The following is an 18,217-nucleotide window of genomic DNA, read 5'->3' as shown; positions in this document are numbered from 1 at the left end:
TCAATTGAAGCCTCCTCATGACATCACCGCGAGCTGATTTTCTTCTCCCCAGATGGAGTCATAGACGATGTCAACGAGGCTTGCCCTTGTCACGATTCCCGTTAGCCGGCCGGCTTCATCAAGGACCGGCACAAATTTCATGCCTCTTTTTAAAATTTTATGGACGGCGTCGCGGAGCAGAGTGCCGCTTCTGACCGTGTACAGATCCCGGTCAAGCACTTCCGCGACGGTTACCGCCTGTCTTCGTTTGCGGTCAATCATCTCCACATCGACATAACCTTGGAGAACGTTCTTTTCATCAATGACGAGCAGCGAATCCACCCGCTCGGCACGCATCAGCTGAATGGCGGCTGACAGTGTTTTCTCAGGTGTTACCGTCACGGGATCGGGATTCATGATCTGCTCCACCCGTTCAATATCAGGGCTGGATGATTGGATCAGCCGTTCCTTGCCGATAAACTCCTCAACAAATTCATTCGCCGGAAATCTGAGAATCTCATCAGGCGTTCCGGCCTGGACGATTTCTCCCGCTTTCAGAATGACGATTCTGTCCGCAAGTTTGATGGCCTCGTCCATATCATGGGTAACAAATACGATGGTTTTATGTAAGGTTTTTTGCAGTTTTTTAAATTCTTCCTGAAGGGAATCTCTCGTAATCGGGTCAAGCGCCCCGAACGGTTCATCCATTAAGATGAGCGGCGGCTCTGCGGCAAGTGCCCGTAATACACCTATTCGCTGCTGCTGTCCTCCGCTCAGTTCATGAGGGTAACGGTCTAAATATTCAGGCCCCATATCAACGAGCTTTAAAAGCTCCCGCGCCCGTTCCTTCCGTTTTTCGGCAGGATGCTTTAAAAGCTTCGGAACGAGCGTAATGTTCTGCTGAATGGTCATATGCGGAAACAGCCCGATCTGCTGGATGACATAGCCGATGCTTCTTCTGAGTTCCACCGGGTCTTGTTCCATAATGTTTCGGCCCTCTATCAGGATTCTGCCTTCTGTCGGTTCAATTAAGCGGTTGATCATTTTCATCGTCGTCGTTTTGCCGCAGCCGCTCGGTCCGATAAAACAAATAAATTCGCCTTTGGCGATATTCAGGTTGATGCTGTTGACGGCTTTTTTCCCGCCTTTATACATTTTCGAGACATTTTCTAATGTCAGCAAACACTCACACCTCCATGATTAAGTTTATTCAATTCGTTAAATTCAAATTTAACTTTTCAGACAATTGAACGTTTTCCATTATAAATTAAACTTTGTAAATTAAAAAGTTTACAATTTGTCCATATTATATATAAAGGTTGTGTAAGCACTGATTAACCCGTATTGACCGGCAAAGTTCTTCTTATTGCTCCGGATTACTGCCAAATTCTCTCGGAAGAGCATTTCCGCCGGTTTAAAAATGTGGTATATTGACATCGGAATTGCTGACTGAAAGGATTGAAACTGTTGGAGAAAGATCCGTTACACGTAATCGAACAAGCTGAAGATCATTTGATAGAACGAATCGCTGAAAATATGCATACATTCGGAATGCCCGCGACGGTGGGGCGCATTTTAGGCATTATTTATATGAACCGCAAGCCGATGACCTTAACTGAATTATCAGAAGCGACCGGCATGAGCAAGACGAGAATGAGTCAGGCGGTCCGTGAAATGCTTGACGTCAATCTGGCGGAAAAAGTGTTTGAAAAAGGCGTCCGCAAAGATTTATACGACGTCGAGCAGGATTATTACCAAACCTTTATTACGCTGTTTACGGCCACCTGGAGCAAGGTCGTCAGCAAAAATAAAATGATGCATAAAAAGCTGAACCGCGAACTGACGGCCGTCCTTGAAAACGGCGTGCCGGAAGAAGCTGAGGAAAAAATCAACGAACTGCTGAAAGAATTAAAGGATTGGCTTGATTACTACAACTGGATCAGCCGTCTGATCGAGTTTTTTGAAAGCGAAGAAATTTTCAAGCATGTTCCGAAGCCATAAGAAAAAAACGCCCTGACCCGCAAGGCGTTTTTTTCATGCCGCATTCGGCGCTTTGGTTCGTTTTTTCTTTCTCACCGGACTCAGCGCCCGCTCCAGCCATGCCATCACAAGATCTGCGATAACGGCCATCAGCGCTGTCGGAATGGCGCCGGCCAAAATAATCGCGGTTCCGTTCGTGGCGTTTGAGCCCCTGACAATAATGTCACCGAGTCCGCCCGCGCCGACAAACGTACCGATTGCCGTAATGCCGATCGCGATGACGAGCGCCGTCCGCAGCCCCGCCATGATGACGGAAAGCGCAAGCGGCAGCTCCACCATGCGGAGCACCTGAAATTTGGTCATGCCCATCGCTTTTCCCGATTCAAGATAAGCGTGTTCAATGCTGGCGATTCCCGTGTACGTATTCCGGATGATCGGAAGAAGCGAATATAAAAACAGCGACAATATCACCGTATTGGCGCCGAGCCCCATGACGAGCATCAGCACCGCAAGCATCGCAAGCGCCGGCACGGTCTGAATCACGTTTGTCACCGCGAATACCCAGCCGCTTAATGTTCTGTACCTGGCAATGAAGATGCCGAGCGGAACCCCGACGATCGCCGCAAATAAAACGCCGTATACCGACATGAGAAAATGGCGGTAAAACTCCTGAAGCACATAGGCGCCGTTTTGAGAATAATAAGTGCCGAGCTGCTGCAGCACTTCCATTTGCTCCACCTCATTTCTTATTCAAAATAATGATGTTTCTCCAAAAATTCTTTAGCGACGACGGACGGTTCTTTCAGCTTGCCATCCACCTCGTAATTCAATTCCTGCATCGTTTCCGTATCGATTTTGCCGATCAGTTTATTCACAATGCCCTTCAGTTCAGGATGCTGCTTCAGCACGCTGTCGGGAATGACCGGCGAACAGTCATACGGCGGGAAAAACTGCTTGTCGTCTTTTAAAATTTTCAGATCGTACGCTTTAATCCGTCCGTCCGTTGAATAAGCGAGGACGGCGTCCATTTTCCCGTTTTTCACGGCATCGTATACAAGTCCGATCTGCATCGGATAGGTTGTGCCGAATTCAAAGCCGTACGTGTCGGTAAAGCCCTTATAGCCGTCACCTTTTCTTTTCAGCCACGCATTGTCTACACCGAGCTTAAATTGATCCGCATGCTTCTTAATATCGGACACTTTGTCTAAATGGTCTTTTTCCGCGAGCTCTTTCGTGACGGTAAAAGCGTATGTGTTCTCAAATCCGTAAGAATCAAACCATTTGTAATGGAAGCGTTTCTCAAATTCTTTCTGTACGATGGATAATGCTTTTTTCGGGTCTTTTTCCGCTTCCATGCCGAGGGTGCTCGTTAAATCCGTTCCCGAGTAGCGCGTCGCGGCGATATCGATTTCACCGCCGAGCATCGCTTGCTGCTGGACATAGTTCGATCCGAGGTTTTTAATTAATGCCGTATTCAAGTCTGTATTGTGCTCAATCATCTGTGCGATCATATTGGCGATAATTTCTGATTCCGTCATGCTTTGCGCCCCGATTTTAATCGTATCATCGGAAGCCCCGCTCAGGCCGGGAAGGGAACAGCCGCCTAGAAGCAGAGCAGCTGACAGCGCCAGTCCGCACATCCATCTCTTTTGGTTTCTTTTCACAACAGCCAACTCCTTATGATACTTCCTTCAGTCCTTTCAGCCCTTTCGGCGTCACCTTCCGTTCCGTCGCCGCCAGCAGATAATCAATGATAATGGCTAAAATGGTGACTGGCACGGCGCCGCCGATAATATATTCAGGCTGATAGAGATTCAGGCCGATAAAAATATAGTCTCCGAGCCCGCCGCCCCCGATAAAGGAAGCAAGCGTCGCCCAGCCGATCAGATAAATGGTGGATGTGCGGATGCCCGCCATGATCACCGGAACCGCAAGCGGCAGTTCCACAAGCCTGATCTGCTCCCAGACCGTCATGCCGATGCCTTTTCCCGATTCCAGCAGATTTTTGTTTACGCCTTGAATGCCGGTATACGTGTTCCGGAGAATCGGCAGCACCGAATAGAAAAACAGCGCGACGATCGCGGGCACCTTTCCCACGCCTAACAGCGGGATAAAAAACGCCAGTATCGCGAGACTCGGCAAGGTCTGCACAATGTTGACGGCGCCGATGACGGCGCCTGCGCCCTTTTTCATTCTCGTCAGCGCCACTCCGAGCGGAACGGCGACGACAATACCTAATATGACGGCGATAATCGAAATGTATAAATGCTCCCACGTTTTATATAACAGTTCTCCGCCGTTCGTCTGCAAAAACTTGATCATTTCATTCATTGTAAGCGTTCCTCCCTTGTCAGCCTGTCACCAGCTGGTCTTCCTCGCCCCAGATTGAATCGTAAACGATGTCGACAAGGCTCGCTCTCGTGACAATTCCGACTAAATGCCTTTGTTCATCAACGACGGGTACATATTTCATTCCGCGCTTTAAAATTTTGCGTACGGTATCGCGCAGCAGTGTCCCCTGCTCGACTGTATACAGATCAGAGCGGAGCACGTCGCCGACGAGGCTCGCTTTTTTCCGGTTCTGATCAATGATTTCGACATCAACATATCCTTGCAGCACATTCAGGTCATCAACGACAAGCAGGGAATCGACACGGTGTTCCCGCATCACCTGTATCGCCTGCGAAAGCGTTTTGTCCGCCGTAACGGTGACAGGTTTTTTGTTCATCATCTGCTCGACGCGTTCAATATCCGGTCTTGATTGCAATAACCGTTCTTTGCCGATAAATTCTTCAACAAACTCATTAGCCGGATTCCTGAGGATGTCATCAGGAGTGCCGGCCTGAACGATCTCTCCCGCTTTTAAAATGACGATCCGGTCAGCCAGCTTAATGGCTTCATCCATATCGTGGGTTACAAACACAATCGTTTTATTCAATGTTCTTTGCAGTTTTTTAAATTCTTCCTGAAGGGAATCCCGCGTAATCGGGTCAAGCGCTCCGAACGGTTCATCCATGAGAATAAGAGGCGGTTCCGCTGCCAGGGCGCGCAGCACGCCGATTCTCTGCTGCTGTCCCCCGCTCAGCTCGTGAGGATAGCGGTCTAAATATTCCGGGCCCATATCGACGAGCTTCAAAAGCTCCCGCGCCCGTTCCTTCCGCTTTTGTTCCGGCCATTTCAGCAGTTTCGGCACGAGGGAAATGTTCTGCTGAATGGTCATATGAGGGAAAAGTCCGATCTGCTGAATGACGTAGCCGATTTTCCGTCTCAGCTCCACCGGGTCCTGCTCCATAATGTTTTCGCCATCGATAAAAATCTTTCCGGATGACGGCTCAATCAGTCTGTTAATCATTTTCATCGTCGTCGTTTTTCCGCAGCCGCTCGGCCCGATAAAACAAATAAACTCGCCTTTTTCGATATTTAAATCAATGCTGTTGACAGCTTTTTTTCCGCCTTTATAGACTTTTGATACATTTTCTAATCTCAGCAATCCGTGCACCTCCGAAGGGTTCCGTTATTTTTCTGAAAAGTATAATCTTTATTATAAGATGAAATTTGTAAAATAAAAAGTTTACAATGTGTTGGAATTATATACAATATACGTATTTTTTCATGTTATCCCGCTGACAATGCGGATGTTCTTACAATCGCTCCCGATAGCTCGCATATCCTGCCGCATCATCTTTTTCATCAACTGTAAAAAATATGATATATTGTCAGCATGAAAAGCCAGTGAAGGGATGATCAGCCGTGGAAAAAAACGCTCTTGATATCATCGGGCATGCTGAAGAGCATCTCATTGAGAGAATCGCCGAGAATATGCATACATTCGGAATGCCGGCCACACTGGGACGTGTGCTCGGTATTATTTATATGAACCGCAAGCCGATGACGTTAAATGAGCTGTCAGAGGCGACCGGGATGAGCAAAACGAGGATGAGCCAGGTGGTCCGCGAAATGACCGATGCCAATCTGGCTGAAAAAGTGTTTGAAAAAGGCGTTCGGAAAGACCTTTACGACGTTGAGCGTGATTATTACCAGACGTTTATCTCCCTGTTTACGGCAAATTGGACAAAGGCGGTCAGCAAAAACAAAATGCTCTATAAAAAGCTGAACCGCGAGCTGACTGAGCTTCTGGAATCGGAAAATCTCAGTCCCGATATTGAAGAAAAAGCCCGTCAGCTTTTGGATGAACTGACGGATTGGCTCCATTATTATGACTGGCTGAGCCGTTTGATAGAATTTTTTGAGAGTGAAGAAGTGTTTCAGCATGTGCCGAAAATAGAAAAAAGCAGCACCCGAAGATAACCGGGCGCTGCTTTTTTAAGTCAGGAAACCAATATCGGGAACATGCCTTTCAGACCGGCGCCGATCATGCCGATCGCCACCACCGCCAAAATCAGCCCCATCAGCCGGGTAATGACGTTCATTTCGGTTTTCCCGAGCTTATTGCTGATGAAAGATGAATAGTGAAAGAAGATGAACGTCATCGCGATGACGGCCGCAATGCCGATAAGCACGCTGATGTAATGGAAGATGCCGCCATGGCCGGCCGACAGACTCATCACCGTCGCGATCGTACCGGGTCCGGCGATAATCGGAATCGACAAAGGCGTCACAGATATATCTGCTTTCTCCTTGCTCTCCCCTTTCTCTTCATGATGGAGAGACTGCACATGAGATTTCTTCGCGTTCAGAAGATTATAAGCGATGCCGAAAATAAAAATGCCGCCCGCGATACGTAAGGCATGAATGTTAATGTCAAACAGTTTAAAGATCAGATGGCCGAAGATTAAAAAAGCCGCCAAGATGATAAACGACAGCACGGAAGCCTTGCGCGCGATCGCTGTCCGTTCTTTCTCCGGGTACCCTTCCGTCAGTGAAAGAAAAATCGGCACGTTTCCGATGGGATTGGAGACTGCAAACAGTGAAATGAAGACATGAATGATGAATGAAAACATGCGTACCTCCTTATGACTTGCCGTTATTGAGTTATGTTTTGTTCTCCGCTGTTTCTTATGCATGGTTTTTACCCCGGGGGCTGCTTTTTATAACCTCAGCCGAACAATCTGGAAACAGAAAAAACCGTCCTTGTAAGGACGGTTTTTTCTGTTTGCTATCTCCATAAGCCTTTTCCGAATTTCAACAGCCGATAAAGCATTTTCAATTTTTTCAGCATGCGTTAATTTCCTTTTTCACTCTGAATCAATGCGCCGAGAGACATGATATCTATCAGCTCCAATAAAATTCTACCATAAAGGGTACTTTTTCTCTATTATCAATTCATAGAGAAGGTGATTTGTATATCTTTAGAAAACTCCGTTACATCCGTCCTATTTTCTTTTATAATGTAAATATTGAACAAAATCCCTATATTACTTGTAAAAGGAGTTTTAGAATGTATTGTTCTCAATGCGGCCATCATACTGATGGCGGAAAGTTTTGTGAAAAGTGCGGGGCGCCCCAGCCCGGGCAGGGAGGCGCAGGCCAAACGCAAGGCCAGGCCGCTCAGGCCGGCGCCGCGGCTAAGCAGGCTTCAAAGCAATTTGCCTTATTCGTGCTTGATGTGTTAAAGCGACCGTACCAAACATGTAAAACGACAGGCGGCGAACAGCTTGTCAGCAGCATCATCAACATGGTGCTTTTCTGCCTGGTGACGCCGATTATGTTTTATATTCTCTTATCAGACGGCTTTCGTGACGTCAGTTTTACCGCGATTGTGGTCAAACCGGCGCTTACCTTTGCATTATGCGTTTTTTGCCTGTATCTCTTGATTTTTATTGCTTTGAAGGCCGGCGGCGCGCAGGTGTCATTTAAAGATTCGCTGTCCCGATTCGGGGCATTTTTGATTCCGTTTACAGCTATTTTGCTTCTTGCCCTCATTTTTATGCTGCTTCATACAACCGTTTGCTTCACCATTCTGGCTGTCGGTCTTTTAGGAGCGGCGTTTGCCGTGCCTCCGCTCATGCTGGCGAGCTATCAGCATCAGCTCACTACTAAGGCGGATATCATTTATTCTGTTATCGTCATCTATTTGATCATTTGCGTAACGTTTCAATTCACGATCAAGCATTATATAAAAGAACTCATGAATTATTTCTTCTTTTAAAAACGGAAACCCCCGCCGCCTGATTGGCGCGGGGGTTTTTTTATTGAATGGATGTTAAATAAATTCTTCCGTCTTTAACAATGCCGCCATACGTCCAATTATATGTTCTGAGCTTCGGACTGCCGCCGGCTTTCGTAATATAAAACTCCTCGTACGTGTGAATCGTCAGATGAGAGCCTTTCTGTGAAAAGCTTTTGACATTCACTTCATTAAATACTTCGGTCGTCCCCTCGCTGTGCAGTTTTTTGACCAGTTTCTGCTGATCAGCATACAAAGGGCTTCCCTCTTCTAAATTACCCGCCATGATGGCAAAATTGTTAAGGCTGACGGCGCTTGATTGATTTGTCAGGTAATCAGTCATAAACGATGTGACTTGCTCGTTTGTCACGCTGCCTGAAGCTGTGTTTCCTTTGGAAGATGCCCATGCGGATGTATAGGTTTTCGGCTGGTCGTTTTTTATTTTTTTTACATTTGTCCCAGAAGAATCTGAGGCAGGGTCAGCTTTTTCGAAAACCCATTTTTTATGTTTTGTATCATATGAGAGTACATAGTGAAAGCTCGGCTCAGCCTCTTCCATATCAGGCTTCGTATTCCCGTCGAAATAAGCAGACTCATGAAGCTCTTTACCCGTAACAGTTACTTGCCAGCGGCCGTTCTCTTGAGAAATCGCAAATGAATCCAGATCAAAGCTTGTCTCTTTATACTGATCCTTCAAAAAGGTGCCGGAACTCTTCATGCCGGATACCACTTCTTTCGTCTGCTCTTTCCAGGCGGAACCAGCCTCGGTCATCTGATCGGTATTTCCGTCTGCCATCGCTTTTGTATACTGCTTCGTTGTTTTGACAATCGTGTCCATGATTGTTTGCTGTGTATCTTGATCCGGGATAAGCGTTAAGTCCACATCAGTACTGTTGATCGGGACATCGGCAGTTTTCATTTTCCCCCAAGGAAAATCAGCCTCCACGGCGGCTGTCATGGAACCGTCAGTTAAGAGCGGACCATATGTAACGGATGTAAACGGATCTTTATGGACGGACTTGCCGTTTATCAGCAGATCGCCTTTCGCGCTTTTGAAGCTATCTGCCGGAGTGAATGTCACATCCTCGGCGTCTAACGGCAGGTCAAACTCAACATTCCGGCTTCCGGCCGCCTCTGCCTCTTGCTTTTTGACAACGTCAACCGTCTCATTTTTAAGCTTGGCTTCCGCCGTGTAGACACCAGGTGCATACGGGCCGAAGATTTGGGTTTCATCGGCTTTTTTGACCGTACCTGTTTTCTCGCTGTTGATATAAAGATCGGCGCCTTTATAATTGCTTGTGACGCGGAAATAAACCGGATCGACTTTCAGTTCGTAATGGTCAAACAAAAGAAGGGTTTTTCCCTCTTTTTTGACATATACCGCATCTGTTTCTGATGAATTGCCGCGAAGCGCTGCCAGCAGTTCATCGTGTTTCTTTGCGTATGCAAGGAGCGGTTTGACATTGGTCTCATTCAGCTTCAGTTTTTTGTCTGAAGGAGTGAGCAGGGCTGCGAGCTTTTTCGTGTCCCCGTCATGAACCGCCTGTTCGAATTGATCCGTGAGCCTTTTTTCAGATGTCAGCCAGGCTCCGGTTTTATATGCGGCAATCAATAAGATCAGCGCTGCGGCAATGCCGCCCCACATGAAGAGCGTTTTTTTAGGGATCGGCTTTCTCATTTGTGAAGCAGGTTCAGCCGCTTTTACAGCCGCCTGCCGCTCCAGCCGGCTTCCTTTCCCGATCGGTTTTCCGCATTCTTTACAGAAATGCGCTTCTTCATTGTTCTGCTGGCCGCAATGCTTACAAAAAAACATGACTTTCCTCCTATTCAATCTGCAAAACTTGTATAACTTTTCCTATGTTTCATATTTTATAATAAAGTAGAATGATTTTGGAGTTATTTTCAAAAATAGCTGTCGATCATAACGGAGGAGGAGAAACGGACATGCAAAAACTGAGCATCCGAAAAGCCGCGGAGCCGGATGAAGCGCTGTATGAACTATTGCTGCTGGCCGATCCGTCGAAAGAGATTGTCGATGATTATCTTGTAAGAGGAGAATGCTATACGGCCTGGACGTCAGACGAGCTTGCAGGGGTTTACGTTTTATTGCAAACAAGGCCTAAAACGATAGAAATCGTAAACATCGCGGTAAAAGAATCGCTGCAGAACAGGGGATTCGGAAAACAGCTGGTGCGGGACGCCATTGAAAAAGCGAGACAATCGGGGGCTGACACGATTGAAATCGGCACCGGAAATTCCAGTATTCATCAGCTGTCACTCTATCAAAAATGCGGATTCCGCATTCAGGCTGTCGACCATGATTTTTTTATCAGACATTATGATGAAGACATTTTTGAAAACGGCATTCAATGCCGGGATATGATACGGCTTTATTTGGATTTATGATAAAAAGGGCGCCGGCTGACATCGGCGCCCCTTCGTTTACCATTCAGACGGATTGATCCGCTTGTTTCTCTGTATTTCTTTGACTCCCTTGTCTGACTGAAAAAACAGCAAAAACGATCGTAAGGGTCAGTCCGACCGCCGCAAAAATATAATCCGCATTCATCAACAGCAGAAGCCCTGTGTAGACAGCGGCCGACAGCGGTTCACCCATTTTGACAATGGAAAAAATCAGTGCAAAGACCCTTCCGAAATATGCGGCCGGAACCGTCTTTTGGAAATACAGCACCGTTTGCACATCAATATACGAGATGATGATGCCAAGCACCAGGAAGATGATGCACTCAAATCCATGAAGGGGAAAAAACAGGAGCATAATGAGCAGTCCCGCTGCCGTTAACGTCCGCGGGTACAGCCGGTTCAAGCGTTTTGTATTCCATTTGAAAAATACGGCCAGATTGCCCAAAAGCATCCCCGCCTGAAACATTGAATACATGACGGCAAACCATACAGAATAGTTCTGCTGAAAACGCTCCACAGCAAGAATCGGCCCCATTACTGAAATAAGGCCGGCAATGACGAGATTTACGACGAAAAAGTATCCGACCGATGTCAGCCATGCCGCATTTCCTTTCAGCATTCTGTAACCGGCTTTTACATCTTCAGTTCCGTTGCTTTTTTCATTGGGCTGTTCTGAAATACGAATAAACGCGATAAATGCCGCAGAGATAAAAAAAGCAGTTCCGTTTATGGCAAACAGCATCCCGAACGGAATAGCCGCAATCATGATCCCGCTGATCAATTTTCCGACGATGAGTCCGATCAAGTCACTCGTATTGATCAGAGATGTCGCCTGATCAAGATGCTGTTTGCGGACGAGCAGCGGAATGATCGCGACTTTCGCCGGCGCAAACAGCATCGATTGCAGAGATAGACAAAAGGCGCACACCCCGGCTATCCACACGGTTAATAAATCGTTCGCGCTGAGCACCGCCAAGAGGATCATGATGACGGCCCGGCCCGTATTGCACAAATACAAGATCGACTTTTTTCGGAATAAATCAATCAGCGGTCCCGCCAGCACGCCAAATGTCAACGGCACGAGTTCGATAAAAGAAATAACGCCGACAAGAATTTTGCTGCCGGTCAATTCCAGCACTAACAGCGGCAGTGCAATAAGCCAGACCCCGTCCGCTGCTGAAGAAAACACCTGTGCACACCAAAGCTTTGCATAGTTCGGTGTTCGATATGTCATATCAGGCCCTTTTTTGATCCTCGTCATCAGAAACACCGCCGAACCATTCCAGCGTTCTCCATGATTCCCGTCTTTCCGTATAATCCTCTTCCATCACCTCAAATACAATGCCGGTATCTTGATTCCGATAAAGCTCCTGCAAAGTATCTGCAGCCCGTCTCAGCAGCTCCTCAGCGATCGTCCCTTCACTCGGATGGCGGCCCTCAAAACAGCGGACGCCGCCATGCGGGAACGCAAGCTGGCGAAATGAGCTGAAGTGATAATGCTTAATGTTCTCTTTTATCGACAGAAACTGAAAGAAATCGGGATATTTCAGCTGATCATTTCTGAACATAAGCGCGGAAGACAAGTGAGTCTGATAGGTAATCGCCCAATGGCACAGATCCCACGTAATACCGACATGCTTCAGATCCATCTGCACCAGCTCTGTAAAATCCTCAGGATAAATGAAAATCGGATCAAAATCCTCTCCCAGATTCCCGATGATCGGAAGGTTTTCCACACCGATCCAGATGTCCGTCCCTTTCAGCCGCTCATCAAACTCCGCGAAAAACTCAACGATTTTTTTACGGTTTCCTTCCAGGTCATAGACTTGAAATTCCTCAACCGTCATAAATTGATTCGCATGAACGGTTATGCCTTTGGCGCCGTATTTCACAGCGAGCTCCGCAAAGTGATAAAGCTGTTTTTTGATGTGATCTTCATTCACATAATCGGCATGATCTGTCGGGAAATGCAGCGTCAATAATGAAGGATCAAGCTGTTTCGCATATTCCAGCGTCTGATTAAATGTTTTGATATAATCCGCTTCCTCAAAGGAATGGCCGTCAAAAATATTCGCTTCCAGACCGTATCCCGCTTCCACCCATTTCTCATCGATTTGCTTCGGATCAAGTCCGAAAAACGGAATTTGAGCAATCATAGGACAGTCACCATGTTCCTCTCACAAGCATAAACGCTTCCGCAGCGGTAAAACCCGATTTTGCTCCCCACACATGGGCATTATGTTCGATCGCCTGCAAAGAGCGGGGATGAGGGAAGTCTCTGAGCTCGGAGCCGTAACACGCCATCGATTTCAATTTCGTTTCAAGCTCGTCTTCAATATTAACGAAGAAATTGGCATGAAACTGATCCTTCTGACAGTAATTCCATTCCGTCGAAGACAATGTTTCATAGGCAAAAACCCGTTTTACCGTATGACCGGGAAGCGGACGGGTTGCCGTCATGACCGCTCTGAATACGACGGAGTGGTCAATATTAATGTCACCGCCGTACTGGGTATACACAATGTCAGGCTGAAAACGATTGATTTGTTTCTCCGCTTCCTTCACGACATCCAGCAAATCCATTGAATCCATTCTGTTATCAGGAAGGTTCAGCCTGACAAAATCATGGATGCCCAAAGTGCTGAGCGCCTGCTCCGTTTCTTGATTAGAATGCTCCATAACGGAATCTTCAGGCTTTTTGTAATCCGTTTTTCTTGATGATTTGCCTTCCGCCATAATGACTGCCGACACGCTGTCACCTTGGCGGACATGTTTGGCGAGCGTGCCGCCGACGCCGATAATTTCATCGTCGGGATGCGCTGCAAATACCATTACTTTCATCATATTGCCCTCCTTTAACTAACATTTCAGCTGTATCCGCTCCGCAGTTCATCAGCATATCGAGCATGGAGAGGTGAGGGATATGCTCCCCGAATAATTGAGGATAGCCAAAATGTCGGATCTGCTGATACTCAATGACAATTCCGTTTCTTTCAAAATCGCTTTCTATTAAATAGTCGGAACCCTGACTGCCTGAATAATAACGGTCCGCCCCCAGCTCCTGACAAAGCGCTAAAACAAAATCGCTTTTTTTCTCCTTCCGGCATTCAAGCTCAGAGACATAACAGAGCGGCGTTTCAATTCGGAGCTCTTTTCGGAAAAATTCAATGATGTGCATATTCAAATCATGGAGATATTCCCACTCCCGCTGATAGACATCTTGAAAAAAATGCTGGTATCGCTCAAAATAGGGAGCTTTCGCATAGTTCATTTTAATCGCCATCCAATGTTTTTTCCGCCAATCCTGTGTCTGGTCGATTTTCATATGCCGAAGCTCTATGTCTTTATATTGTTTCATCTGCAAAGGCACTGTCAGCCATCTGGGGCCTTGCGGCGTTTTGATTCTGTTGCGGTTGAGGAATCCTTTTTTCTCAAATTGGGCTGTGTCATGAATGGCAAACAGATCCGACTTATACATTTTTTCAAAAAAACCGTACCACGGCAGATAACTGGATTGATGGCCGCTTATTGTTTTCATTCCGGTTTCGTAAAAAGTCGGCATTGTTTTTCTTCAGCTCCCCAATATCGTTTCGGTCTCGCGATTTCTTTACTGTGTGAATAGCCAAAATCAGCCCATTGAAGCTTGCGGCAAATGGCGAATTGCAGGGCGTCACGCATCAATAAGTAAGAGGCCTGCGCTTTTTTTCCCGCCAGGCTGTTTACATTCTGCCAATAATAGAAATGAGAGCGGTCATAGAGAAAAATACTGCTGCTGATCAGCGTCTCATCCTGATATGCTCCGACCCAAAACATTCGGTCCGCAAACGTGTCAAGCAGTCTTTGGAAAAAGCCCTGGCTCAGCACATAAGCCGCGCCGATTGCCGCCGTATGCTCTTTGTAGAGGTCATAAAACGCGCCAAGTTCTTTTCGCCCGATCAGCCGGGTGACAATATTCTCTTTTTCAGCGTATCTGACTGCCGTCCGGGCTTTTCCGGAAATGCCCGTCCAAAGCTCGTCAAACGTGTCCGGAAGCGAAAGAATCCGCGTTGCCTTTTCCGTCCATCCTTCCCTGATTTCTTCTGTAAAAGAAGTCTGACCGTACGGCAGCAGCATCCGGGATATGTTCCGGCCGAATATGGCCTGGATTTCACTTTGAAGCCATTCAAATGAGATGGGGCGATCTGAAATAACGCCGCCGTATCCGATCATGTTGCCGGATAATACGCCCTTCTGTTCAAAAAGCGGAAGATAGATGACTTGTCCTCCGTCCGTTGTCAGTCTGACAGGGTGAAATGACGTGCCGGGAAGCTCTTCCATGAGGATTCCCCAATCATAGCTTTGAAACAATCCCGCCTGATACATGTCAGCGGCCCGATCCCATGCCTGGCGGGTCGTGCATACTGCTGTTTTTTGCATAGTTATCACCACTATTCAGTCTTATTCTGTTGCTCACAATATGATAAAACGGATTCGGCTATATATCTGACTTGCTCCTTTTGAAGAGGAGGTTTAAACGGCAGGGAAAGAACTCTCTTCCAAAGCGGGTCTTCCCCGCCTTCCCCCGCGTATGTTTCATAAATCGGAATACGTCCGAGGGGAAGGTAGTTCCAGCATGTTTGGATGCCTCTTTCAGCTAAATAAACGGAACACCCGTACCGCTCTTCATCCCGGGGAAATACAATTGTTAAATAATTCAGATGTTCTCCTTCTTGGGGCTGGATCATTCTTATGCCGTTTGTTTCTTCCGCCTTTGCAAAGATTTCTCCCGCCGTCTCTAAGTTTTGGAGCGAAGCTGTTACAAGCTGATCTATACGTGAAAGCTGATCATCAATAATGGCTTCCCTTGCCGGATGCATACGAAGCACGGGTACAACAGCCGGTTTATCCGGCAGAGCTTCGAGCTTTGTGGCTTTCATGGAAGGCATGGCGCCCGCTTTTCTAAACATATATGAAATAGGATGATGCCGTTTCCGTTTCATTACAGCTTGGATTCTTTGATTTCTGATATAGATTCGATAGTCAGCTGCCACTTGGCTGCGCTGTTCCATCGGGAGATTTGCTTTTTGCCGAAGCCATTCTTTCGGCGCGATTAACGCGCCGCCTCCGATACTCGCAAGCGGCTTTGAGGGGCCGAAGCTTAAAATGCCGAAATCGCCCAAACCGCCGGCAAATGTATCGGCTTGTTTTGTAAACATGGCTTGAGCGGCATCATCAATGACAGCAATTCCGTTTTCCTTCGCCCAGTCAATGATAGCGGTATTTTCTCTCCGGCCGTATACATGTGTGAGGATAACCGCACACGTCTGCCTTGTCGCTTTTTTTTTGACATCCCCGAACGATAAGGATAGATGCTCATCCAGCTGCGCAAACACAGGCGTCGCACCGGATTGCAGTACGGCATCAATGACATTCGGGCAGCTGAAGGATGAGAAAATCACTTCTTTCCCCGGCCCGGCTCCCGAATAAGTTAATGCGAGCACCAGTGCCGCACTGCCGCTGGATGTCAGCACAACCCCTTTCCCGTAACGTTTTTCCAGTTTTTCAGTCAGTCCGCTTTGTCCGGCAGTAAGCAAGTGTTTCACTGCGCGCAGACGGCCGCTGACGGAAAACTGTCCGGGATAAACGGGATATTTGACCACTTCCGGGTTTTTAGGAAAGTGAAAGTTTGTGCTTTTGTCTTTCATCTTTTATGATCTCCAGGCCTTCATTCAGACTTACTTTCGGAGCGTAACCGAGCAAACGTTTCGCCTTCTCGATTGACGGCGCCCGCTTAAAAATTTCGATGTCTTTTCCCCTCACGCCGTCTTCGCCCAGCTTTTTAAACAGATAGTTATCCTTCTCTCTGCCTGAGAGCACATTGACTTTTTCAGCCAGTTCTTTTATCGTGATCGGCTGGTCGTTCCCGATATTGAAGTCCTCAAAGACGGCTCCTTCATGAATGAGAGCGAGATAAGTTCCGGTGACGATATCACTGATGTAGCTGAAGCAGCGTATTTGTCCGCCGTCCCCGTAAAGAGGCAGCTCAGAGCCATTCTCGGCCAGGCTGAAAAACTTGTTGATGACAAAATCCTCGCGCTGTTTCGGCCCGTATACATTAAAGTACCGGACGACCCGAATATGAAGTTCGTCGGAAGCCTGTTCTCTCAAATATTCCTCTGATTGCAGTTTGGCTTTTCCGTAAGCTGATTTCGGAAGTTTTCTGCTTGTCTCGGTATAAGGAAAATCCGGTGAATCTCCGAACACTTCTGAACTCGATGAGAAAAGAAGTGTGCTGATTCCCAATTCACCGCATACCTCAGTGACGTTTTTCGTTCCTTCAAAATTGACCCGTATGACGTCTTCTTCATTGCTTCGGCAGCTGTCCACTCCGACCATTGCCGCCAAATGGACAACCGCATCCGCTCCCCGCAGTGATTCGCGGAGGGACGTCCGGTCAAGGATATCCGTTTGGCGGTATTCAGTGTCAAAAGCCGGCTTCCTTTGGTCTGCAATGATGGTGTGATAACCTTTATCCTGTAATAATGCCGCCAGTTCGCTTCCGATAAAACCGGCTCCTCCGATAATCGCAATATGTTTCATGATCCTACCTCCTGGCTGATAGTCAAAACTTCTTTTATAGACTTGACAATATAGCTGCAATCCTCATCTGATAACTGGCTGTAAAGAGGCAGTGACACGATCTCCCGGAAAACACGTTCAGTTACCGGAAGCTCGGCAGGAAAATGTTTTTTATAGTAAGGATGCATATGCACGGGAATAAAGTGCACGCTCAGCCCGATTTGTTTTTCTTTCATTTTCTCAATAAACAGATCTCTGTCCATACCGCCGTTTTCTCGAATGCGCAAAATAAATAAATGCCATGAGTGCGTTATGCCGTTTGGAATGTCAGAAAGCGGAAGCGCCGCTTTGTCAGATTGGCCTGACAGTTCACGTACATAAAATTGAGCGATCTGTTCCCGTTTTTCTTGAATGTCGTTTGCGCGCTTCAATTGAACCAGACCGAGCGCGGCCTGAATATCCGTCATATTATATTTAAAGCCCGGCAGTAAAACGTCGTATCTCCAGCTGCCTTTTTCACCGTACCGGTTCCAGGCATTTTTTGTGATGCCGTGCCATCCGTACAGCCTCGCTCTTTCTGCGGCCTGTTCGTCTTTCATGACGAGGGCTCCGCCTTCCCCTGTTGTAATATTTTTGGTGGCATAAAAGCTGAAGCACACGGCATCGCCGTGAGTGCCGATCATGCTTCCGTTATATTTTGTACCAAGCGCATGAGCGGCGTCTTCAATCAGATACAATCCGTTTTCTTTACAAATGGATTGCAAGTTTTCCAGATCAGCCGGATAGCCGGCAAAATGAACCGCAATTACCGCTTTTGTGCGCGGCGTTATTTTCTTCCTGACATCTTCAGGATCGGCACATAGACTTTTCTCGCATATATCCGCAAACACCGGAACGGCTCCGGCGTGCAGGATGACATTGACACTGGAACAGAACGTGAAGCTCGGCACGATGACTTCATCGCCTTCTCCCACACCGAGCGCCAATAAAGCCATATGTAAGGCAGCGGTGCCTGAATTACAGCTGATGACGTGTTCGGCTCCTATACATTCTCCCAGCTTTTTTTCAAAATCGATTACCTTCGGGCCTTTCGAAATCCAGCCCGATTGAATCGTTTCGGTTACGCTTGCGATTTCTTCGTTTGTCATA

At 47.2% G+C, this 18,217-nt stretch carries 19 protein-coding genes; 4 read left to right on the top strand and 15 right to left on the bottom strand.

All coding sequences use genetic code 11. From position 1 onward, the window contains the following. Nucleotides 1–15: 15 nt before the first annotated feature. Nucleotides 16–1,161 (bottom strand): betaine/proline/choline family ABC transporter ATP-binding protein, encoded by a 1,146-nt coding sequence (locus BZ167_RS13295; protein WP_031378328.1) that lies wholly within the window; start codon nucleotides 1,159–1,161, stop codon nucleotides 16–18. 285 nt (nucleotides 1,162–1,446) lie between these two features. Here BZ167_RS13295 and BZ167_RS13290 point away from each other — a divergent pair, with 285 nt between their 5' ends. Beyond that, nucleotides 1,447–1,980 carry a GbsR/MarR family transcriptional regulator gene (locus tag BZ167_RS13290; RefSeq protein ID WP_003151660.1) on the top strand — a complete coding sequence of 178 codons (534 nt, stop codon included), beginning with the start codon at nucleotides 1,447–1,449 and terminating at the stop codon, nucleotides 1,978–1,980. A gap of 33 nt (nucleotides 1,981–2,013) precedes the next feature. Here the strand turns inward: BZ167_RS13290 and opuCD are convergent, their stop codons facing one another. The 4 genes from opuCD to opuCA are packed head-to-tail and all read right to left on the bottom strand — an operon-like array spanning nucleotide 2,014 to nucleotide 5,449. After that, the gene (opuCD, locus tag BZ167_RS13285) at nucleotides 2,014–2,688 is read right to left on the bottom strand and encodes a glycine betaine/carnitine/choline/choline sulfate ABC transporter permease OpuCD (protein WP_003151658.1); all 675 of its coding nucleotides are present in this window, start codon (nucleotides 2,686–2,688) and stop codon (nucleotides 2,014–2,016) included. 17 nt (nucleotides 2,689–2,705) lie between these two features. Further along, the gene (gene opuCC, locus BZ167_RS13280; RefSeq protein ID WP_099686898.1) at nucleotides 2,706–3,599 is read right to left on the bottom strand and encodes an osmoprotectant ABC transporter substrate-binding lipoprotein OpuCC; all 894 of its coding nucleotides are present in this window, start codon (nucleotides 3,597–3,599) and stop codon (nucleotides 2,706–2,708) included. Between the two features lie 37 nt (nucleotides 3,600–3,636). After that, the gene (locus BZ167_RS13275) at nucleotides 3,637–4,290 is read right to left on the bottom strand and encodes an ABC transporter permease (protein WP_003151654.1); all 654 of its coding nucleotides are present in this window, start codon (nucleotides 4,288–4,290) and stop codon (nucleotides 3,637–3,639) included. A 19-nt stretch (nucleotides 4,291–4,309) separates the two neighbouring features. Beyond that, a complete protein-coding gene (opuCA, locus tag BZ167_RS13270; protein ID WP_003151651.1) occupies nucleotides 4,310–5,449 on the bottom strand; it encodes an osmoprotectant ABC transporter ATP-binding protein OpuCA in 1,140 nt (379 codons plus the stop codon). 260 nt (nucleotides 5,450–5,709) lie between these two features. Here opuCA and BZ167_RS13265 point away from each other — a divergent pair, with 260 nt between their 5' ends. After that, entirely contained in the window at nucleotides 5,710–6,267 is a 558-nt protein-coding gene (locus tag BZ167_RS13265; RefSeq protein ID WP_014418904.1) for a GbsR/MarR family transcriptional regulator, read from the top strand. 20 nt (nucleotides 6,268–6,287) lie between these two features. Here the strand turns inward: BZ167_RS13265 and BZ167_RS13260 are convergent, their stop codons facing one another. Beyond that, nucleotides 6,288–6,920 carry an NAAT family transporter gene (locus BZ167_RS13260; RefSeq protein ID WP_015418237.1) on the bottom strand — a complete coding sequence of 211 codons (633 nt, stop codon included), beginning with the start codon at nucleotides 6,918–6,920 and terminating at the stop codon, nucleotides 6,288–6,290. Nucleotides 6,921–7,357: 437 nt separating this feature from the next. Between BZ167_RS13260 and BZ167_RS13250 the strand changes: the two genes are divergently transcribed. Beyond that, nucleotides 7,358–8,068: a hypothetical protein gene (locus BZ167_RS13250; RefSeq protein WP_007409971.1), complete on the top strand. Its 711-nt coding sequence runs from the start codon at nucleotides 7,358–7,360 to the stop codon at nucleotides 8,066–8,068. A gap of 40 nt (nucleotides 8,069–8,108) precedes the next feature. On the opposite strand, the gene BZ167_RS13245 is transcribed toward BZ167_RS13250, so the two are convergent. Continuing rightward, entirely contained in the window at nucleotides 8,109–9,899 is a 1,791-nt protein-coding gene (locus BZ167_RS13245; RefSeq protein ID WP_061047071.1) for a zinc ribbon domain-containing protein, read from the bottom strand. A 131-nt stretch (nucleotides 9,900–10,030) separates the two neighbouring features. On the opposite strand from BZ167_RS13245, the gene BZ167_RS13240 reads away from it, so the two are divergent. After that, a complete protein-coding gene (locus tag BZ167_RS13240) occupies nucleotides 10,031–10,492 on the top strand; it encodes a GNAT family N-acetyltransferase (RefSeq protein ID WP_007409969.1) in 462 nt (153 codons plus the stop codon). A 43-nt stretch (nucleotides 10,493–10,535) separates the two neighbouring features. On the opposite strand, the gene BZ167_RS13235 is transcribed toward BZ167_RS13240, so the two are convergent. The 8 genes from BZ167_RS13235 to BZ167_RS13200 are packed head-to-tail and all read right to left on the bottom strand — an operon-like array spanning nucleotide 10,536 to nucleotide 18,216. Beyond that, complete coding sequence (locus BZ167_RS13235) at nucleotides 10,536–11,771, bottom strand: MFS transporter (protein ID WP_020956358.1); 1,236 nt, start codon at nucleotides 11,769–11,771, stop codon at nucleotides 10,536–10,538. Then, complete coding sequence (locus tag BZ167_RS13230; protein WP_032869649.1) at nucleotides 11,746–12,666, bottom strand: sugar phosphate isomerase/epimerase family protein; 921 nt, start codon at nucleotides 12,664–12,666, stop codon at nucleotides 11,746–11,748. Before BZ167_RS13230 ends, BZ167_RS13235 begins: the two co-directional genes overlap by 26 nt. A gap of 7 nt (nucleotides 12,667–12,673) precedes the next feature. Next, a complete protein-coding gene (locus BZ167_RS13225) occupies nucleotides 12,674–13,351 on the bottom strand; it encodes a PIG-L deacetylase family protein (protein ID WP_007409965.1) in 678 nt (225 codons plus the stop codon). Further along, nucleotides 13,314–14,072 (bottom strand): WbqC family protein, encoded by a 759-nt coding sequence (locus BZ167_RS13220; protein ID WP_007409964.1) that lies wholly within the window; start codon nucleotides 14,070–14,072, stop codon nucleotides 13,314–13,316. The genes BZ167_RS13225 and BZ167_RS13220 overlap by 38 nt, the downstream gene beginning before the upstream one ends. Continuing rightward, on the bottom strand, nucleotides 14,045–14,926 hold the full coding sequence (locus BZ167_RS13215) for a GNAT family N-acetyltransferase (protein WP_007409963.1): 882 nt from the start codon (nucleotides 14,924–14,926) through the stop codon (nucleotides 14,045–14,047). The genes BZ167_RS13220 and BZ167_RS13215 overlap by 28 nt, the downstream gene beginning before the upstream one ends. A gap of 11 nt (nucleotides 14,927–14,937) precedes the next feature. After that, complete coding sequence (locus tag BZ167_RS13210) at nucleotides 14,938–16,194, bottom strand: aminotransferase class V-fold PLP-dependent enzyme (RefSeq protein WP_061047070.1); 1,257 nt, start codon at nucleotides 16,192–16,194, stop codon at nucleotides 14,938–14,940. Continuing rightward, the gene (locus tag BZ167_RS13205; protein WP_061047069.1) at nucleotides 16,160–17,089 is read right to left on the bottom strand and encodes an NAD-dependent epimerase/dehydratase family protein; all 930 of its coding nucleotides are present in this window, start codon (nucleotides 17,087–17,089) and stop codon (nucleotides 16,160–16,162) included. The genes BZ167_RS13210 and BZ167_RS13205 overlap by 35 nt, the downstream gene beginning before the upstream one ends. After that, on the bottom strand, nucleotides 17,086–18,216 hold the full coding sequence (locus BZ167_RS13200) for a DegT/DnrJ/EryC1/StrS family aminotransferase (protein ID WP_061047068.1): 1,131 nt from the start codon (nucleotides 18,214–18,216) through the stop codon (nucleotides 17,086–17,088). The genes BZ167_RS13205 and BZ167_RS13200 overlap by 4 nt, the downstream gene beginning before the upstream one ends. Nucleotide 18,217 lies beyond the last annotated feature (1 nt).

It is taken from the genome of Bacillus sp. 275, from assembly GCF_001999205.1.
Taxonomy (GTDB): Bacteria; Bacillota; Bacilli; order Bacillales; family Bacillaceae; genus Bacillus; species Bacillus velezensis.
Note: the sequence above shows the minus strand (reverse complement) of the source record. Positions and strands in the feature narration are given on the sequence as shown.